Consider the following 20,080-nt stretch of genomic DNA (forward strand, 5'->3'; position numbering starts at 1 on the left):
TATAGCGATAAACACTCGGTATTCCGAGTGAATCAGAAATCGAGCCAAGATAGCCAGATCACGCAATTTGGGCGGATTCTGAATGAGTTAAATATTGATATTATCTTCGCCAACTCACCCCAGGCCAAAGGCCGCGTAGAACGTGCCAATAGAACACTCCAGGATCGCCTGATCAAGGAAATGCGCCTAGAAGGTATCTGTTCAATTGCCGAGGCAAATGCCTGGCTGCCCTGCTTTATTGAGCATTTCAATCAGAAGTTTGCCAAGTGTGCGCGAAACTCAAAGAATTTACATCGGCCATTAACCGAATCTCATCTTGAACTGGATGATATTTTTACCTGGCAGGAACCGCGTAAGGTCACCAAGAATCTGACCCTGACCTATGACAAATGTATTTATCTGCTTGAACCGATAGAGCTGAATCATAAGCTTGTTGGGCAATATATTTCATTTCTGGAGTACCCGGATGGGACTGTGGCCCTCATGCACGAGGGACGAAAGCTCAACTACAGCATTTTCAATAAATTAGCTGGGCTACAGCAGAATGAGATCGTTGAGAATAAACGGTTAGGTACAGTTCTGGCACATATTCAGCAACAGCATGAAGAGTTGGAAAAACAGAATAAACGTTCCCGTCTCAAGAAAAGTATGCCGAGTCGTAAAGCTCAGAAAGCTGTTATTGAACAAAGAAAGTTAAATCCTGTGCTTGACTCTTGTGGTTAAAAACAGGACATTTTAAATGGTTTATCGCATAGACATTTTAATTGGTGAATAACACAGTGTTGTAACTCCAAAATAGAAATGTCCGGTTTCTCCAAAGTAAAAATGTCCGCTTTTAGAATATGCACTTTTGCAATTTTCTTAGCGGACGGTTTGATATGTTGGTGTCTATGTGGGATAAAGAACTTAAACGATTGTCGGTTTTGCAGGAAATCTGCGATCAACGCATAACTCAATCCCAGGCTGCTCAGCTACTTCTACTTCATATTTCAGAATGTCAGGTCAGACGCTTACTGCAGAAATACAAAGTTCAAGGTCCAGCTGCATTAGCCCATACGGGTCGTGGCCAAACCAGCAATTCCAGGCTTTCTGAAGAACTCAGACTCAAGTGCCTCAATATTGTTTCTGATCAACTGCATGGTTTCGGACCAACCTTGGCGCATGAAAAGCTTATTCAACAGGAGTTATGGTTCATTCTGACCAAGGCAGTCAGTACTGTAGTCGTGCTTTTAGAGCGCTATTATTGACGAATAACTGTATTCAAAGTATGTCACGCAGTCTTGCGCAGTACACTGCTCATGTTGGGACAATGCAGTGACTGAAAGCTTCTTTCATACATTGAAAGGTCATGTAATCCATGGCAGTGTGTTTGCCACTCGAAAAGAAGCGAATGCTGTCTTGTTTGACTATATCGAGATTTATTACAATCGAATCAGAATACATTCTGCAAATGGCTGGTTAAGTCCTGAAGCCTTTGAACAAAAATATTGTAAGAATTTAGAGGGATCGAATGTCCACAATACTGTCTAGGATCAGATAAAGGATTCTGCATCTGAAAAAAGGCCTTTAGCTTAATTCTGAGCTTCGACTAATGACAAAATATAAGACTTCTACCTCTGAAAATTATAAAAAATCAATTTTTTTGATTTTTAAAGAATGAGGATATAGTATTTGTAAAATTACTTAGCTGCTTAAAACTTAATTCTAATTGGTTAATAGGTGAAAAATGAAATTAGCAGAAGCTCTCTTACTTCGAAGTGATCAACAAAAAAAAATTATTTCACTAAAACAACGTATCAATGCAAATGTATTGGTACAAGATGGTGATAAACCATCTGAAGATCCAAATGAACTACTAAAACAAGTATTTGCTTTAATTCAAGAATTTCAAAAATTAAGTTATGCAATTCATGAAACTAATGCTTTAACAAAATTAAATGATGGTCGTTCTTTACTTGCTTTATTGACTTTGCGTGATGAATTTGTAGAACAGCACAAAACCCTAACTGCAGCAATAAGTAATACATCTCGTGAATCTGATCGTTATAGTACGCGGGAAATAAAGTGGCATAAAGTTATTCCAGTTTCATCATTACAAAAACAAGCTGATGATATTAGTCTTAAATTACGTGATTTAAACGTGTTAATTCAGTCGAATAATTGGAAAATTGATTTGATTGAAGCCTAATAGTCCTTTAGATATAATCAAGTTGAACATACTGGGCGAGTACAAGATCCCTTACTTCCACAACATAGGATTGTAAATAAAGTGTAGTGGCTTGCAAAGCAAGTGGATAAGCTTAAAATTTTAAGTACAAATCAATCCATCACTTGGCATAACTCAAATCTTTGTGCAAACAAAGTTACCCGTTACTTATAACTACCATGTACTGACAGTATGTTCACCTCAATTACTAAAAATAAAGAAATGAGCAAGCATCAGCTCAACTACATTGAACCGTACCGGGTTCGTCGGAGACTTTTTTATTTAAGTTAGGCCACCTGACCTAACGGGTTAATCTTATCATAGTACATTGCTTCAAACTCAAAAGGCGATACATAACCCAGTGCACTGTGTACACGCTTTTTATTGAACCAATCTACCCAGTTGAGTGTCGCAAGTTGTACATCTGCTAAACCTTGCCAATCTGCTTTTAGATATTCAATCACCTCTGTTTTGTATAAGCCATTCACCGTTTCAGCCAGAGCATTATCGTATGAATCACCAGTCGTACCGACTGATGCTCGTAAATTTGCTGCTTCTAAACGATTGGTATAGCGAATGGAAAGATATTGCACACCTCTGTCGGAATGATGAATCACATTCTTTGGCATGCCTCGATCATGCAATGCTTGCTCCAATGCATCGAGCACCATATCTGTATTCATCCGTGTAGATACTTTCCATCCAACAATTGCTCGTGAGAACACATCAATAACAAATGCGGTATAGACCCAGCCTGAATTTGTTTGAATATAGGTAAAGTCAGCAACCCACAAGTGATTAGGCTGATCAGCTCTAAAATTCCGTTTCACCAAGTCAGGTGCTCGTTTTTGGTCATCTCGGCTACGGGTGGTTTGTTTGTTCTTACCTCGCCAAACACCTTGTATACCTAGCTTTTTCATTAATCGAGCAACAGTACAGCGTGCAATAATATAGCCTTCACGTTTTAATTTTTGCCAGACTTTACGTACACCATATCGACCTGAACTTTCCTTCCAAATTCGTTTAATCTCCTCAGCATGATGCAAGTCATGTAAATCTCGCTTTGCTCGATGTTCCCCTTGCGAAGCAATGCTTCTCATCGCAGAGATCTAGAGTCCGGTAATAGGTTGAAGGTGCGATCGGTAAAATTCTACAAATCGCATCAACGCCATATAAGTCTTTATTGTTATGGATGAAATCCACCATTATTTGTGTGGGCGGTCGAGCTCCGCCTGGGCGAAAAAAGCGGCTGCTTTACGTAGAATCTCATTGGCGCGTTGCAGTTCTTTATTTTCGCGTTCGAGTTGTTTGATACGTTCTTGGTCTGAAAGCTGCTGTACTTTAACTGGATTTTGTTTATCTAAATATTTTTGATACCAAATACGTAGTGTTTCAGGAGTACAGCCAATTTTAGGAGCAATTGCGGAAACTGCTGCCCAATTCGATGGATAATCTTTTTCAGATTCAATTAGTAATTGAACCGCTCTTTCTCTGATTTCAGGGGTATATTTTAATTTTGTCATCGGGATAGTCTCTCAGAATATTGACTCTCCGACAAACCCGGTACGGTTCACCTGGTTAAATTTAGTAAATAAATATAGTCATGAAATAAGTCTTTAAAATTAAATTACATTTAGCATAAAATCTTTTATGCGAATTCCAATATTAAATTAATCCCTTCACAAGGAAAAAGCATCCGACAATAACCAATAAAACGGCAAAGCATTTCTTTAGCATTGCTGGCGATAAGGCATGTGCAGCCTTCGCACCAAATTTTGCAGTGATGAAACTCATGATACTGATGCCAATGAAGGCATAAATATGAACATAACCAATAGTATTAGGCACATTGATTTCAGCATTCATGCCAAAAAGCATAAATCCTAATGCACCTGCAATCGCAATCGGTAACCCACACGCCGCAGATGTTCCAACAGCCTTCTGCATGACCACACCATAGCGATTCAGATATGGAACCGTCAGACTTCCACCACCAATACCAAAGATTGCTGATGCAACCCCAATCACACTACCTGCAGCAACTTGTTGACCTGATGAGGGTAACGTTTTCGTTGGGTCAATTGCTTTTTTGGCACCTGTAAACATCGTATATGCGACCCAAATCAGAAATAAGCCAACAATGATTTGTAGATGTAATCCTGATATCAAACCAGCAATACCTGCCCCAAAAAAACAACCAATCGCCATAGGTGGCGCTAGATTTTTAAAAGCAGGCCAAATCACAGCCCCATTTTTATGATGCGCCATCAATGAGCTAATCGAGGTCACAACAATGGTTGCCAAAGATGTGCCTAATGCGAGGTGCATAATAACATCGGGGTCATAGCCCATTTGGATAAAGACAATAAAAAGTAGTGGCACAATAATCGTACCACCACCGACACCAAATAGCCCTGCTGCAAAACCAGCAAAAGCACCGATGACTAAAAAGGTTATAAGTTCCACAATAGACTAACTTTAAAAAATGAAAGAATTAAGGTATTGAGTTAAGCGTGTTCTAACTGCCCTACTTGATGATAAGCACGGTTAAAATAGACCAAGCTTTCTTCTTGATCGCTTTGTTGAACTTGAAGCACACGACACATGAAAATACTGTGTGTACCCACTTGCTGAATATTCTCAATCTGACAGTCAAAACTGACCAAAGCATTTTGCAGAATCGGCGAGCCTGTCTCTAAACCGCCCCACTCGCCCAGTTGAAAACGCTGTTCAGAACTGAATTTACTTGAAGCAAAGGCATTTGAAAGCTGTTCATGCTGAGTACTTAGTACGTTTACAGCCAAGACTTTATTTTCAACAAAATGGGCATGTGAACGGGAGGATTGATTCATACAGACTAATAACATTGGCGGTGTATCCGTCACGCTACATACGGCAGATGCAGTAAATCCATGCATACCTGTTTCACCCGAAGTCGTAATAACATTCACTGCTGTGGTGAGTAAAGACATTGCATTTCTAAAGTCTGTTGCTTCAATCATCTCTTTCATCTCAAATGTACATATCACGTGCTCGTGCATAAAGCTGGACAAATGACCTTGCGATGATTTGTTCTGCTTCGCACGAGACTACGTTTGATTAAGCTTCTAGCTCTTTACGAACAATGGCAGCACCTGCGCTTAAAGCTTCAAGTTTGCCACGTGCCACTTGGCGAGATAGCGGTGTCATACCACAGTTAGTTGAAGGATACAGTTTATCTGCATCAACAAATTGCAATGCTTTGCGTAGCGTATTTGCTACTTCCTCTGCAGTTTCCACTTGAGTGGTTGCCACATCAATTGCACCCACCATCACTTTCTTACCACGGATCAATTCGATTAAATCCATTGGTACACGTGAGTTTTGGCATTCAAGTGAAATAATATCGAGCTTAGATTGTTGTAGTTTCGGGAATGACTCTTCGTATTGACGCCATTCATTACCTAAAGTTTGTTTCCAATCTGTATTGGCTTTAATGCCGTAACCATAGCAAATATGAACTGCAGTTTCACACTTTAGACCTTCAAGTGCACGTTCTAAGGTTGGTACACCCCAGTCATTCACTTCATCAAAGAATACGTTAAACGCAGGTTCATCAAATTGAATAATGTCTACGCCTGCTGCTTCAAGTTCTAAAGCTTCTTGGTTCAAAATTTTGGCAAATTCCCAAGCCAGTTTTTCACGGCTCTTGTAGTGTCCGTCAAAAAGTGTATCAATCATGGTCATTGGACCAGGCAACGCCCATTTAATTGGCTGACTGGTTTGGCTGCGTAAAAATTTCGCATCGTCTACAAACACTGCTTTTTTACGAGAAACTTCACCCACAACCGACGGTACGCTTGCTTCATAACGATTACGAATACGCATGGTTTCACGCTTTTCGAAATCCACACCTTCAAGATGTTCAATAAACGTAGTTACGAAGTGCTGACGGGTTTGCTCACCGTCACTTACGATATCAATACCAGCAGTGACTTGCTCATGTAATGATAATTTCAAAGCATCACGTTTAGCTTCTAATAACTCTTCGCCTTCAAGTTTCCATGCAGACCATAATTTTTCAGGTTCAGCTAACCAAGACGGTTTTGGCAAGCTACCCGCAGTTGAAGTTGGGAGTAAAAGTTTCGGTTGTGTAAGCGCCATGTCTAATCTTCTTTCTCTAAATTCGTCAGTCTGTGTGTCAATTCGATGTCTTAAGCAGCTGTTTCGATCTTAAAGTTTGCTGCCCATTCATTTAAAATATCTTGATATGGTTTGATGAAGTTTTCTTCTGTCCATTTACCTTGCTTAACCGCCAACTCACCACGTTCAACACGGTCATAAACGATACGTGTCAGTGAGTAATCGCCATAGCTCAAGCTTGGTTGATACTCCACACCTGCCGGAGAGTTGGTGTTGTAAATTTCAGGACGATAAATTTTTTGGAAGCTTTCCATGGTTGCAATCGCGCTGATCAATTCAAAATCAGTATAATCACGGACTAAGTCGCCAGCGAAATAGAATGCTAATGGTGCATTACCACCTTCTGGTTTGAAGTAACGTACACGTAAGCCCATTTTGGCGAAATATTCATCAGTACGTGAATATTCATCATTTTTGTATTCCACACCCAAAATAGGATGTACGTTGGCTGTACGGAAATACGTTTTAGAGGTTGAAACGCTTAAGCAAATGACAGGTTGTTTTTTAAATTCTGCTTTAAATACATCTGAATTGACTAAATGTTGATAAAGCTTGCCATGTAGATTACCAAAATCTTCAGGTTTTTCATCGACGCCACAACCGAGTTGAGGCAATACCACACTGAAGTCGTAATCACGCACATAAGATGAAAAGCTATTGCCAATCATGCCTTCAATACGCTCACCCGTATGATGGTCGATGATGGTGCTTTTGAGGGTTTCAATAAATGGAAAGGTTTGGCCATTGCCTTCGATATCAATTTCAGCAGAAATGATGTCGATCTCAAGTGAGTAGCGATCACCTTTAGGATTATCAACGGTCGCTAAGCTATTAAAACGGTTGTTAATCATCGCAAGGGTACGACGCAAGTTTTCTTCACGGCTTTCCCCACGTGCCAAATTGGCAAAGTTTGTGGTTAAACGTGTGCTTTCTGCTGGTGTATAATTCTCATCAAAACGGATACGTTTAATTGAACACTCAAATGCTGTACTCATGGAGATTGCCACCTAAAAATTTTATAAAAAGCTAAATTTCTGAATGGCTGTATTTAAACGTGAATAAGAAAGTGAGTAAAAAGATATAAATTCAGCTTAAGATGAGAAATACTCATCTTAATAAATTAAAGATTCTGAGGATTTTTAGTTATTCAGTAAGTTAAGCGGCTATCTAAAATCTTTATCTGAAATTGATAATGTTTTTTGCAACTCTACCAAAGATAATAAATCTCCAACTATCAAGTATGTGTAAATAACATAACGATCAGCTTCTTGCCTAGAAGTAATAATATCATGAGAACCTTTCTGAGCAGCTTTGAAAATAGCATCTAACCGCTCGCCCAAATATTTCATCTGTGAACCAACGATTTCCTCAAATCTTTTAGAGTCTGACTGCTCATCAACATATGCAATAATTCGATTTATATAATTATCCACACCTAATTTAATAATTTTAATTTTACCATTGTCTAAATTAATAGTCTTATCCTCTCTAGCAGGATAAATCACATCAGCAGTATCTTGAAATATTTGCCTACAACTATGAACAGCATTTGACCAATCCTCTGAATTTTCGGACGTTAAATTCTCATAAACAGATGCAAATTTTTGTGCTGATAATGGTACTAAACCTCCAATTTTTCCGTCTACAAACTTTCTTGTTCTAGAAAAAATATCTGACGTAATTTTTGAATATTTTAGCTCATAATATTTATTAGACACATATTCGTATACAAAAGCTTGTCGTTTAATTAGAAATTGAGAGTCCGTGCTAATACCATCTCTTAAACTCTTTCTTTCTAAAAAATTACTAGGGCGTGTCCTCATTTGAAGAATTGGTTTTAAATACTTAAAATCCTCCTTTAAGCTCTTTTCATTTCTATATTTTTTCAATGGCACGTACTCTTCTCACTGATGATATTTGGCAGCAAATTCAAGATACTATGCGATTACATGGTTGTTACTGTTCAAAAAACAGTAGAAATATCATGGAAGCCATCTTATGGAAACTGCGCACAGGCGCCACATGGCGCGATATTCCTCAAGAATTTTGCCCTTGGCAAACTGCTTACAATCGCTTTAATCGCTGGGCAAGTAAGGGATTATGGGATAAATTTTTTTTAGATTACGAGGCGTCTTGGATCAAGAATGGGTATTCATTGACGGAAGCTACATACGCGTGCATCAACATGCAAGTGGAGCTCGGTATGGTTTCGAAAGAGCAATTGGACAATCACGCGGTGGACAAACAACAAAAATACATCTTGCAACCGACGCGAATGGATTACCGATTGATTTTAAAATCACTGGGGGTGACGTCCACGACAGTCAAGTTGCAAAACAACTGATTGATATTGTAGGCGAGGCAACATATCTCATTGCTGACAAGGGATATGATGCTGAGCACATTCGAATATGTGCTAAGAACAAGAATATGATTCCTATTATTCCATTGAGATCAAACAGTAAGAGATCGAATAAAGAATTTGATAAATATCTATATAAATTAAGATATTTAGTTGAAAACGCTTTTGCGAGATCAAAACATTTCCGTGCTATTGCAAACTCGATTTGATAAACTAGCACGCAATTATAAATCTATGCGTATAGCCTACATATTTATTTGGTGCAAAGCCAAATGAGGACACGCCCTAATAATTTCTTCACTTAATTTTAAAGCTTCATACAATGACTCTTGATTAACTTGCAATGTTCTAATTCCAAAGCATTATTGTAGTTATTCTCTTATATACTTTAGTTCTTATTAGATTTCAATTAGTGAATTTCTTTCATCTTAACCTTAGAAAATATCAGTATATCAAATCTTTACTATCTAATTAAATCGTTAAAATATAGGGTTTAGATTTAAACCCATATAACTATGTCAAACAAACTTGAACGTCAGAAATTGACTCTCCCAGCAGGTCATGACAAGCTTCTGCTTCACTCCTGCTGTGCACCATGCTCGGGTGAAGTGATGGAAACCCTAATTGAATCAGGCATCGACTTTTCGATCTTTTTTTATAATCCCAATATTCACCCTGTCAAGGAATATGAAATCCGTAAGGAAGAAAATATTCGCTTTGCAGAAAAACATAATATTCCTTTTATTGACTGTGATTACGATACAGACAATTGGTTTGCACGTGCCAAAGGCATGGAAAATGAGCCAGAGAAAGGTATTCGCTGTACCATGTGTTTTGATATGCGCTTTGAACGGACTGCCCTTTATGCAGCTGAAAATGGCTTCAGCCTAATTAGTAGCTCATTGGGTATTTCTCGTTGGAAAGATATGAAGCAGATCAATGATTGTGGGCATCGTTCTGCTTCACATTATGAAGGTATCACCTATTGGGACTACAACTGGCGTAAAAATGGTGGTGCTGTTCGTATGCTTGAAATCAGCAAGAAGGAAGAATTCTACCAACAAGAATATTGTGGCTGTGTATACTCCTTACGTGATACCAACCGTTGGCGTATGAGCCAAGGTCGTGATCGCATCAAATTGGGCGTGAAATTTTATTCGAATGCCATGGATGATGAAAGCTAAGCTTCAGTCGCCAGATACCAATTTTTCCAGGAACTGGTTCCACGGACTTCAATGGGTACAGTTGGAATCAGTTTTTCTTTTAGAACGTCAGTCTGTCCCACGGCTTTGGCAAGTCGGGCTTTCACAGAATGAATACATTCTCGGTCGCCAAACTCACAGCGATCTAATGTCGTACCACCACAAGGACCATTCGCAAGTCCTTTAGGACAAGTTTCTGGACAAATATATAAAGTTTCAGCCAATCTACATTGACCACAACTTTCACAACCCACGACCGTATGTTTAGACATAAATTCGGTTTTTAACAAAACATTTGATGCTGCTTTATTCTCCCAAAAGGATGCTTTTAAAATAAATTTACCGATACCTTTGGAGATTTTAGACTCAAACAGTGCCTTATGCATGAAATGCAAATGTTGATATTTAATCAGTTGACTTGATGTCGGACGACGTGAGTAATGAGTTAATGCTGGTACAAACTCCTTCCCTGTCTTCACTTGCCAGAGTGAGTTCCAGCTTGCTTCGAGTTCCTCTAAATCATCATTAAGATACTGCTCAATATAATGTTCCAAAAGCTTTTGCTCTTCAGGCTTATGACATGCTGATAGATGCACACCCGAAAAACCTAAATGCTTACATATCAAGATTTGTATAGCACAACGTTTATAAGCATTCTCAGTTCGTCCATCCTGTTCTTCCTGAGCCAACGCTCGTAACATGTGTGATGTAATCACAATTCCTGCGACATTATGTTTCACCATAAAATTGGCACGTGCCAAACTAAGTGGCATAACACAAGCAAGTATATTTTGTGGGTATCGATGACGATTTAAAAAAGCCTTGACTTGTTTTAAAGCCTCCATATCGTAACCCAACTGGGTAACGATAAAGTCTGCTCCTGCTTTAATCTTTTTGTGAAGTTTTAAATATTGTGCATCACGTTCAGCTTCAGCATATTTAAAGGGATTAAAAGCTACACCAATGTGAAATCCACCATAACACTTTGCGGCCATGACCGCATTTACAGACTCTAAATATCGGGTGCGATTCGTTCCATCTTGACCATTTGTATGCCCTTTTAACTTATCACCTGTGAGAAGCAGTAAATTTTTCTGTCCCGAAGCTTGAGTTGATTTTAAGAAGGTCTCAAAATCAGTAATATCCCGACCTTTCCCTGAATAATGGATGATTTTTTCCACTGATGAAGGAAATGTCTTCGCACATTCAAGTGGTGCCAAATCACTATCGGCATGCACTCGATCTGCCAAAGTGATCGCACATGGAAATTCTGCTAAAGACATTGGTACAGCAATGCCTTTAGCAGAACTTAAATATTCCAACAAAATACAAAACTGATTGTGCTTAAAATGGGAAGCAAGCTGTGACATAAAATAAAGTTCAAATAAAAATGATTGAAGCAGGTCGCTATTATATTCGACCTAACAGAATCAGCCCGATTAATCTTAATCAGGCTGATATAGAAAATTTTAGTTAACAATTATGCAATGAATCTATTCACTACATTCAATCAGGCAACTTTCTCATGAGATTCTCGCTCTAATGTGAAATGAAATGCCTATTCTTCAAGAATATTCTGATACGGTTTAATGAAGTTCTCTTCTGTCCATTTACCTTGCTTAAGATTCAATTGAACACGTTCAACACCGTCATAAACTTTACGAGTTAAGAGAAATCATCATTGTGAACAGACTATTTCTCTAAGTTGATTCATCACAACATGTAATTTATAGCCATAGAACCGGTCCATTGAGCTTTTACCACGAGATGCAATTTTAGATAATGATTTATGGCGGTGAATAGGTTTGTGCAACAAAGCTTATTCTAATTAAAACTTGGATTTCATAACCATTAATTTACAGTACAACTATCAATAAAATCGCCCCACCATTGCATCATTTCCATACGCTGATTAAAATATTCTGCATGATTATAACTTGCACGGGTTTTATTTTTATCAGTATGAGATAGCTGTGCTTCAATCCAATTTGATTGAAATAAACCGGATTCATTTAATATGGTACTAAATGTCGATCGTAACCCATGAGAAGTTAATTCATTTTTAGTATATCCCATTTTTCTGATAATCAAGTTCAGGGTATTAAAATGAATAGGTTTATTATTATTTCGCGGGCTAGAAAACACATATTTTTCGCCATGAGACCAAACGAGTGCTGATTTCACAACTTCAAGTGCTTGATCAGATAGTGGAACAAAAAAATCAGGGATATCATGACCTAAAATAACCTTTCTTCTATATTGTTTAATATGTAAGGCTGGTATTTTCCATATTTTTTTATCTAGATCGAAGTGATGTGGTTCACAAAGCAATAATTCTCCACCACGGACGCCTGTATATAGTTTAAATAACAGGGCTTTTTTAATAATAGGATCTGTATTAATCTGATTTAATTTAGCTAAGAAATTAGATAGTTCATCTGAATTCAAATGAGGATAGTTTTTCTTAATCTTATTGTTGACTAATATTTTATGAAGTCCATGTGCAATATTATATTCACAATACCCCATCGCTACCGCATAATCATAAATCTGATTTAAATAACTATAGGCTTTCTTTACAGGTTCTTTTACATTTCTAGATTCTATATTTTTAATAATCTTAACTAGATCATATCTTTTAATTTCAATAAATGGCATTAGTCCAATATTTGGATAAACATCCTGATCTAAACATTTTTTTGCGAGCTGAATTACACCGCATCGTGGTTCATCTTCAAAGGAATTTTTAATTTTAAATTCTAACCACTCTTCACAAATATCCTGAAAAGTTTTGATGTATTTTTTATGCAGTGGTTTATTTTCATAATTATTAAATTTATATTCATCCCGGACTGATCTGGCCTCTTTCAAGGAAATTACAGGATATTCACCCAACTTCATGCGAGGACGTTTATTTGTCCCTGCAAGTGAATAGCGGTAACTCCAAGATTTACGCCCGTTTGGTTCTACCTTCAAACTTAAGCCATCATCATCTGCCAGAAAATAGATTTTTTCCTTTGGTTTAGCTTGACGTACCTTAATTTCAGTAAGACTCATGAATTTTTAACCTAACCACAAATGGCACTGCTCAATTCAATTATAGCAAATTTAAGCTTTATATATGATGCGTACACTACGCATCATATATATTTGTAATATATTGTTTTATATATTTAATATTTTAAGTATTTGTATTTTAGTAACCATTATAAGTACCACCTCTTCTTTAAGTTCCCAACAACTCACTTTTTCTGTCATCAATGTTAAATAAGTCTTGTGCTTTAAATTCTTAGATGACCTCCTCTACCCTTTATTATCATTTTTATAAAAGTAACTATATGTACTCATTAAAATTTGTAGAGCTCAAAAACAAAAAAGACCGCTATATAGCAGTCTTTTAACTTAATTAAATAATAATTAATTCATTTTCATCATAAGTGCATAAGCATCACGTTTGTTTTGACGCAATGATTCTATCTCGGACTTCGTCAGCTGTTTTACGAGAGTTGAGGATATACTTTGCTTCCCACTCTGTGAGCCTTTCGAAATCGTACCCGTAAATCGATTTCCACCATGCTTCAAGATTACCATATACATCCCTCAATTGCTGAAGAGTTTCTTTACTTAGAGCTAATTGTGATGAGTATTGTTTACCCGTCAGTGCATATGCTCCAATAACTTTATTCGTCCCAGTTGTTTCAATATGACCTTTTAATGCTGCAAAAGTACCACCTTGGGTCTGGGTATCATCAACAATAATAACACATTTATCATTGTTTATTGTCCCATCAAATGCTGGTGGGTTGGCTAATCTATGCCACCCATCACCGCCAGTTCTTGATACTTTTATAGCTTGAACTATATTCGTATCAACTTCAAGCCCAAGTTTCTTTGCTATAACTGCTGAAGTAGCTAAAGGAATCATATTACGACCGACTGCTTCCTCAGCATGTACAGGTACTATAATAGTTTCCCGACCATCGATAATTCTTTCTAGTTCAGCAATCGCCTCATCCGAAACTAAATCTTTAGCTAAAATATACGCACTTTCAACATCCCCTGCTTTAGCAGCTTCATACATGTAATGAGAGGTTGCATCTCCAAGACCACGGTCAATAACCGTTTTAGGAAACATATTCCAATCTGTGCGATATAACTTCATATTTTTAAATAAGTTTTAATGATGGCTAGCATTAAATTTTACACTAAATTTACCGCTAGCATCTCTTGGATATTATTTTTCGTATCAGGCAGCACTCTCAAAAGCCGTTTGTTTGGACAGTCCCCATGATCATACACGAGGCAGCTTCAAATACTTATGGGCCCATCCTATCCAGTTGTATCTTCTTGCATCACATGAATATTGTATACTCATTTTGACTACTTGAAAATTATGGAACAACGTCAATAAAAACAATAACTCTAGAGTCTTTAGTCGACATTCCTAAAAAGGTAAATTCAACATTTCTTTCCATATCATTTCTTTGTGTCTCTGGATGAACAAAAGAAACATAGCTTATTTCAAAGAATCGGGCTAGGGTTTTTATGCCAATGATTTTGTTCTCTTCATTAGCAATTAAAACATCTAATTCCAGATCAAACTCTTCTAATTATTTAATTAAATCTTTAACTTTCATTTTACTATCAACCTCTATGAATTATTTAAAAAATTAGCACAATGAAACTTGTGAAAAAAATGGATTTGAACAAAATTTTTTAGCAAAAAAAGCATAGCAACCAGAAAAATCTTTCCAGCAATCAACAAAAATATCCCCGTGTGCTTCCAGTTTACAACATTTTGACTACCACACTGCCCACAGTAGTAATAATAGCCTTTGATACGGCCACCGCATTCAGGACAATTTTTATGATTAATGAATAAGTTACTCAACGTCTCTTCTCCAAAATTCTTATTATCAAGTTGTAAGTGAAGATAGCACACATTTATAAAAATGTCTTTTTTAAAACATCAAAAGATGTTATAAAAAAGACATTCGCTACTTTAGGATAACTTTTAAGATGAATTTAAATCTCCTTGATGAAGAATCAATCCAACCTTCTGAACCCACGCCATGTGATTTTTTCAAAGGTGAAAATGCTATCAAAAAAGCTAAACAGTTAGGATTACCTGATCTCGAGTTAGTCAGAAACGCAATTATGATCGGTGATGCTGACTATAGAACAAATACTCACTATAACCGTGCACGCTTTATTGCACGATGGGGAAAAATTGGAGAACAGATTGCTTTACTGCTTCGACAATCTGATCCTGCTTGGATATTCCACAATGACAGCCAGCCAAGAATTGAGAATACAGTAAAGAAAATACAAATTATCTTTATGAGCGGGAATATTGCATTGGGGTTAGCTGATCAAGTTGTATCAGCACACTGTGAAAAAGGATTAATGACATTAAATAATATTAAGGAGAATCAGTCTGCTTATGATGATGAGACAAAATTGAGAACATGGATTTTATACTTTCCTTCAGCATCACATCCAGCCTATAAAGACATTGATATCCCAAATATTCCTTTTGAATTTGCATACCCAACTAGCTTCGTACAGGACTTAAAAGCGAAAAAAATTTCAATTTTACCAAGTGACCATACTTGCAGAATTGCATTTGAAATAGATAATACAGTTCCTGTAAAAACTGATCCTAAGCCAGTATTGGAACCATCTAATGAAATTAAACCAGATGATTTTGATATTCAGCTTGTAGTTTAATCTGAGGTTAATGTGTTTAATAAAGATCGTTTACGTATTGCTAAAGAATTACGAGGACTTAGCAATACCGATTTCGCAGAAAAATTGAGTTGCTCTATCTCTAAGGTAAAGCAACTTTTAGACGTGGATAAAGAAATCAATGAAAATGATCAAGATGATATATGCCGTGTATTAAATTTACCCAAGTCATTCTTTGCAGGTAATGACACACAACCACATGAAACAGACCAAATCTTCTATAGATCGGTTGCTCGTATTAAAGCACAGCATAGAAAAGCTAATGAGGCATATACTCTTTTAGCAATAAATATTAACAAGTACTTAAATCAGAAAGTAAAGTTACCTACTTTTCACCGTCCTGATTTAGATATTACTGAGTTTTTGGGTGAATCTAAGTATGCCGATCACCTAGCGTCAGAGTTGAGAGGTTTATGGGCTTTAGGTAATCAACCTATTAATAACATTGTTTCGTTGTGTGAGCTAAAGGGAATCCGTGTCTTTAGATTACCGACTGAAATTCGAGAAATTGATGCACTATCTTTTTTTGATGATGAAAGTGGTAGCCCTTTCATATTTCTAAATACATTTAAGTCTGCCGAAAGAGCCCGCTTCGATTGTGCACACGAACTTGGTCATATCGTTATGCATACGCATAACAAAAAAATTCGTGTCGAGAAAGATAATCGTGTTCTCGAAACTGAAGCGGATCAATTTTCATCTGAATTTTTAATGCCAACAGATGCATTTCTTTCTACTGCTCCACGCTATTTTTCACTAGAAAATATGATTGAGTATAAAAAGATTTGGCGAACATCCCTGAAGGCTATTAACTATAAAGCTCACAAGCTGGGATTAGTTAGTGATTGGGTTAATCGTAGTAACTCTATAAAGATCAATTCGTTGGGCTACAACATTAATGAACCTGAAGAAACTCATCGAGATGAGAGTTTGATGTTGCCCAAAATTATCTCTGTTTTAGCCTCACAACCATCTTTTGATAAAAATAAAATGCTTGATGAAATTGGAATCTCTGAAGAAGATTTTAATCAATTAACATTTGATGCTTTAGCTAAAGTTGAGCCCCCGAAGAAAAAACATAAGTTATATATTGTCGAGTAATACAAACCTTCCTTAAAAATAATGCGCCTTACGGCGCACTATTTATGCAAAATCCTGATTAATTTTTTTATGACTTCACGCCCAACGTAGTTTTGCATCCCATAAGTCATACTTTAACTGAAAATGTAACTTGCCCCATCATGACTTTTTTCATATAGCCTACTTGAACTGACACCATAAATCCCATGTGTTCCATAAAGCATCGTATACAATTTCAGATAAATTCTTTAGTTATGTGATCAGGCTATGTGCTCAAATTACCTATTTCCAAATAAAAGAAATTTGACACTCTTAGGTGTCGATACAAGCCAGTTTGATCTTGAGCTTAAGGATCATGTATTCCCTTCCTATCATGCTCCAATCATTCTGAACGGCTCAGATCACTTAGAGCTTGATATTGCAAAGTTTGGATTACTACCGAGCTGGGCGAAAGAATTGAAGTTCAGCAGTCATACTTATAACGCCAGAACTGAGTCTGTAGCAGATAAGCCTAGCTTTCGACATGCTTGGAAGTACAGCAAGTTCTGCCTAGTCCCAGTACAAGAATTTTATGAGCCGAAATACATCAATGGCAAGCCACACTGGTACACCATCAAGCGTAAAGATGATCAGCCTTTTACTGTTGCAGGGATCTATGATGATGCAGTGATTAATGGCAATAAGGTACGTTCCTTTTCAATGTTGACCATCAATTCGGACCATCACCCTTTTATGAAACAATTCCATGCACCGAAGGATGAGAAGCGATCCATCATCGTTATTCCAGAACAGTACAGAAAAGACTGGCTAACAGCCGATCATGAACATGCGCATGAATATTTCTTTCAAATGCCCGATGAATTCGTCACATTTCCACGCGATGAGCAAAAACAAAACTTCTTATTCTGACGCATCCTTGTTTATCCACAACTTTTTAAAATTGAATTTTAAACGCTGTTAGTAATATCCTATTTAAACAAATTCTACTTCCAAACACGCCTCGTAGCGTAGGAGTATCTCATGTCTAAGAAGTTGCCTATCTACTTCTCTGACGACGCATGGTCATCTTTACAAGAGCTCATGGGTCCAGAGGGTAAACCAAGCCCTACCATCAACACCGTGCTTGAACAAATCGCTGTTCAAAATGAGCTTGTTGAAAAATTAGGGCTTACTGCTGTCCTACCCAAATCCAAAGTATCTATTCCCGTCTCTTTAGAGCGCATCCCTGCTGGCCCAGCCTTCAGCACCAAGGATGAGCAAGACAAAGCACTCGATCTGAATGAGTTTCTGATTCACAACCCTATTTCTACTTTCATTGCCTATGTAGACAGTGAATCCATGCTCGATGCTGGCCTAGAGATTAATGATCCAATCATTATTGATCGCAGTATTGAAGCCAAGCATTACGATATCGTGGTTGCCCTGATTGATGACAATGCCTCGACCATTAAGCGGCTGATGATCACCAATAAGATGTCCAAGTCTGAAATCAAAGAAATATTTGGAGATGAAGATTATCCGCTTCCAGAACTTTGGTTGAAGGCTGAAAATTCGAATTACAATCACATCATTCCTGATGATAGTCAGACCATATCAATCTGGGGTGTGGTGACTTTTAATTTAAAGCGTATTTATCACCGCTCATAAAAAGAAGAATAACCATGCAAAGTGAAAATGAAATATTCGCGTTAGTCGACGTGAATAATTGCTACGTCTCGTGTGAGCGTGTGTTTAATCCTGCCTTGAATGATCGCCCAACCATTGTGCTCAGCAACAATGACGGCTGTGCCGTGGCCAGAAGCCAGGAAGCGAAAGACTTAGGCATCAAGATGGGTGTTCCTGTATTCCAAATTAAAGAGCTGATCAAACAACATAACATTCAGGTGCTATCCAGTAATTTCTCCTTATATGGCGAAATGTCCAAGCGCTTTATGGAGCTGCTTGGGGACTATGTTGCACCAGGAGATCAAGAGGTCTATTCCATTGATGAATGCTTTCTGAAGCTCACAGCTTACGAGCATCTATTTGACCTGACTGTATATGCTCAAGACATGAGGGCTAAGGCTTGGCGTTGGTTAGGCCTACCCTGCTGTATTGGAATTGGTCGCTCTAAAACCGAAGCCAAGATTGCCAATCATCTCGCCAAGAAAAACAAGTTCTTCAATGGGGTCTGTAATCTGGCCCATATGGACCCATGCTCTACAGAAACGCTACTCGCGCAGGTTGATGTGTCTGAGGTTTGGGGCGTAGGCAGACAGAACTGTAAGAAGCTCAATACTATGGGTGTTCAATCTGTGCTGGATCTGATCAATGCCAATCCTAAAGAAATCAAAAAGCAGTTTAGTATCGTGATGGAAAAGACGGTGCTTGAGCTACAGGGCCTTTCTTGTATTGACCTTAGTGATGATACTGTAGCGAAGAAGCAAATCATCAGCAGCCGTTCATATGGCAACCCAGTGTATGAAATGGATGACATTAAAGCTTCGGTTCGGCTTTATGTGGCCAGAGCCGTGAAACGAATGCGGGAAGATGGCTCAATCTGCAAGATGATCGGCGTGTATATCCAAACCAGTCGCTTTGATAAGACAGAGCGCTACTCGCCTTACATCGTCGTTCAAATGCATGAGCATACGGATGATCTACTGCTCATCACCAAGGCCGCGATGAAAGGCATCGATCAGATATTTAAGAAAGGCTTTAAGTATAAAAAGGCGGGAATCGTGCTGCTCGAAATTACAGATCAATCCAAGTTTGTGCCCGATCTATTCACGGACTATTCACATAAGCAAGAGCGAGAAAGGCTTTCAGATGCCATCGAAGCCATCAGTGAACGGTTTGGGAAGAATCTCGTCACGCTAGGCATTGCCAACAATAAAGAAGCCACATGGCACATGAATCAAAACCTTAGATCACCTTCGTATTTAACCAAATGGTCTGACTTACCAAGAGTAGGATAAAAACATGCACTTATTTAAATTAACTGACGAACAACTCGCACAAATTCTTATCCCGAAACGATTTGTACCACCTACTCCACCTGAACATGAAGGCAAGAATATGGTCTATGTATTTGATAGTGAGGATAAGTTTGAACTGACTTATGATGAGCTGGTGGAAATCATTAGCAAAGCTAGAATGGCTGGTCCGAAGTTGATACCTGTCTTAGGCACCGTGAATTAAATTGTGCAGTGTTCGCACGCCACTTGAAACATAACTTGATTGGAAATGAATTTGGGCTGAGAAAAATTCAGTTCAAATTTAACCTGACGGGCACACTAAAAAATGGGTAATTGTCAGATC

16 protein-coding genes, 7 pseudogenes and 1 other annotated feature are annotated in these 20,080 nt (G+C 37.8%); of the genes and pseudogenes, 12 read left to right on the forward strand and 11 right to left on the reverse strand.

The annotated features are described in order from the left end of the window. The 4 genes and pseudogenes from MTX11_RS10290 to MTX11_RS10305 all read left to right on the forward strand — a co-directional run. Nucleotides 1-723: pseudogene (locus tag MTX11_RS10290) on the forward strand (ISNCY-like element ISAba32 family transposase); the annotation flags it as partial. A gap of 167 nt (nt 724-890) precedes the next feature. Continuing rightward, nucleotides 891-1,172: pseudogene (locus MTX11_RS10295) on the forward strand (helix-turn-helix domain-containing protein); the annotation flags it as partial. Beyond that, nucleotides 1,166-1,530 (forward strand): annotated as a pseudogene (locus MTX11_RS10300) (IS3 family transposase); the annotation flags it as partial. The pseudogenes MTX11_RS10295 and MTX11_RS10300, both read left to right, overlap by 7 nt. 196 nt (nt 1,531-1,726) lie before the next feature. After that, complete coding sequence (locus tag MTX11_RS10305) at nt 1,727-2,188, forward strand: DIP1984 family protein (protein WP_243475056.1); 462 nt, start codon at nt 1,727-1,729, stop codon at nt 2,186-2,188. 305 nt (nt 2,189-2,493) lie between these two features. Here the strand turns inward: MTX11_RS10305 and MTX11_RS10310 are convergent. From MTX11_RS10310 to MTX11_RS10335, 6 genes and pseudogenes are all read right to left on the reverse strand, one after another. Beyond that, nucleotides 2,494-3,729: pseudogene (locus MTX11_RS10310) on the reverse strand (IS3 family transposase). Then, nucleotides 3,338-3,454 (reverse strand) — a sequence feature (AL1L pseudoknot). (Overlaps the previous pseudogene by 117 nt.) Before the next feature lie 142 nt (nt 3,730-3,871). After that, nucleotides 3,872-4,672 carry a sulfite exporter TauE/SafE family protein gene (locus MTX11_RS10315; RefSeq protein ID WP_243475057.1) on the reverse strand — a complete coding sequence of 267 codons (801 nt, stop codon included), beginning with the start codon at nt 4,670-4,672 and terminating at the stop codon, nt 3,872-3,874. A 41-nt stretch (nt 4,673-4,713) separates the two neighbouring features. After that, a complete protein-coding gene (locus MTX11_RS10320; RefSeq protein WP_005100646.1) occupies nt 4,714-5,208 on the reverse strand; it encodes a flavin reductase family protein in 495 nt (164 codons plus the stop codon). A 97-nt stretch (nt 5,209-5,305) separates the two neighbouring features. Beyond that, entirely contained in the window at nt 5,306-6,349 is a 1,044-nt protein-coding gene (locus tag MTX11_RS10325; protein WP_213687784.1) for a methionine synthase, read from the reverse strand. Nucleotides 6,350-6,399: 50 nt separating this feature from the next. Then, nucleotides 6,400-7,383, reverse strand: coding sequence for a putative oxygenase MesX (locus tag MTX11_RS10330; RefSeq protein WP_243475058.1), 984 nt, complete (start codon nt 7,381-7,383; stop codon nt 6,400-6,402). A 168-nt stretch (nt 7,384-7,551) separates the two neighbouring features. After that, entirely contained in the window at nt 7,552-8,283 is a 732-nt protein-coding gene (locus tag MTX11_RS10335) for a hypothetical protein (RefSeq protein WP_243475059.1), read from the reverse strand. Here MTX11_RS10335 and MTX11_RS10340 point away from each other — a divergent pair. Together MTX11_RS10340 and MTX11_RS10345 are read left to right on the forward strand one after the other, a co-directional pair. After that, a pseudogene (locus tag MTX11_RS10340) lies at nt 8,277-9,026 on the forward strand (IS5 family transposase). The gene MTX11_RS10335 and the pseudogene MTX11_RS10340 sit on opposite strands and share 7 nt — an antisense overlap. A 239-nt stretch (nt 9,027-9,265) precedes the next feature. Then, a complete protein-coding gene (locus MTX11_RS10345) occupies nt 9,266-9,934 on the forward strand; it encodes an epoxyqueuosine reductase QueH (protein ID WP_004647714.1) in 669 nt (222 codons plus the stop codon). On the opposite strand, the gene MTX11_RS10350 is transcribed toward MTX11_RS10345, so the two are convergent. The 5 genes and pseudogenes from MTX11_RS10350 to MTX11_RS10370 form a co-directional block, all read right to left on the reverse strand. After that, nucleotides 9,931-11,322 carry a methylenetetrahydrofolate reductase C-terminal domain-containing protein gene (locus MTX11_RS10350; protein WP_243475060.1) on the reverse strand — a complete coding sequence of 464 codons (1,392 nt, stop codon included), beginning with the start codon at nt 11,320-11,322 and terminating at the stop codon, nt 9,931-9,933. The two genes, MTX11_RS10345 and MTX11_RS10350, sit on opposite strands and share 4 nt — an antisense overlap. A gap of 188 nt (nt 11,323-11,510) precedes the next feature. Next, nucleotides 11,511-11,627 (reverse strand): annotated as a pseudogene (locus MTX11_RS10355) (putative oxygenase MesX); the annotation flags it as partial. A 9-nt stretch (nt 11,628-11,636) separates the two neighbouring features. Beyond that, nucleotides 11,637-11,753: pseudogene (locus tag MTX11_RS10360) on the reverse strand (transposase); the annotation flags it as partial. Nucleotides 11,754-11,803: 50 nt separating this feature from the next. Then, a complete protein-coding gene (locus MTX11_RS10365; protein WP_243475061.1) occupies nt 11,804-13,009 on the reverse strand; it encodes a tyrosine-type recombinase/integrase in 1,206 nt (401 codons plus the stop codon). A 391-nt stretch (nt 13,010-13,400) separates the two neighbouring features. Next, complete coding sequence (locus tag MTX11_RS10370; protein WP_001986287.1) at nt 13,401-14,114, reverse strand: phosphoribosyltransferase; 714 nt, start codon at nt 14,112-14,114, stop codon at nt 13,401-13,403. Between the two features lie 857 nt (nt 14,115-14,971). Between MTX11_RS10370 and MTX11_RS10375 the strand changes: the two genes are divergently transcribed. From MTX11_RS10375 to MTX11_RS10400, 6 genes are all read left to right on the forward strand, one after another. Beyond that, on the forward strand, nt 14,972-15,682 hold the full coding sequence (locus tag MTX11_RS10375) for a hypothetical protein (RefSeq protein WP_001052588.1): 711 nt from the start codon (nt 14,972-14,974) through the stop codon (nt 15,680-15,682). Nucleotides 15,683-15,694: 12 nt separating this feature from the next. Continuing rightward, on the forward strand, nt 15,695-16,801 hold the full coding sequence (locus MTX11_RS10380; RefSeq protein ID WP_000482094.1) for an ImmA/IrrE family metallo-endopeptidase: 1,107 nt from the start codon (nt 15,695-15,697) through the stop codon (nt 16,799-16,801). A 246-nt stretch (nt 16,802-17,047) separates the two neighbouring features. Continuing rightward, nucleotides 17,048-17,689 (forward strand): SOS response-associated peptidase, encoded by a 642-nt coding sequence (locus MTX11_RS10385; protein WP_243475062.1) that lies wholly within the window; start codon nt 17,048-17,050, stop codon nt 17,687-17,689. 111 nt (nt 17,690-17,800) lie between these two features. Beyond that, nucleotides 17,801-18,427, forward strand: a complete 627-nt coding sequence (locus MTX11_RS10390; protein WP_000038641.1) for a LexA family protein — start codon at nt 17,801-17,803, stop codon at nt 18,425-18,427. Nucleotides 18,428-18,441: 14 nt separating this feature from the next. After that, nucleotides 18,442-19,737, forward strand: coding sequence for a Y-family DNA polymerase (locus tag MTX11_RS10395; protein WP_001190352.1), 1,296 nt, complete (start codon nt 18,442-18,444; stop codon nt 19,735-19,737). 4 nt (nt 19,738-19,741) lie between these two features. Next, nucleotides 19,742-19,960, forward strand: a complete 219-nt coding sequence (locus MTX11_RS10400) for a hypothetical protein (RefSeq protein ID WP_000550047.1) — start codon at nt 19,742-19,744, stop codon at nt 19,958-19,960. Nucleotides 19,961-20,080 lie beyond the last annotated feature (120 nt).

Source organism: Acinetobacter lwoffii, assembly GCF_022809915.1.
GTDB lineage: Bacteria > Pseudomonadota > Gammaproteobacteria > Pseudomonadales > Moraxellaceae > Acinetobacter > Acinetobacter lwoffii_M.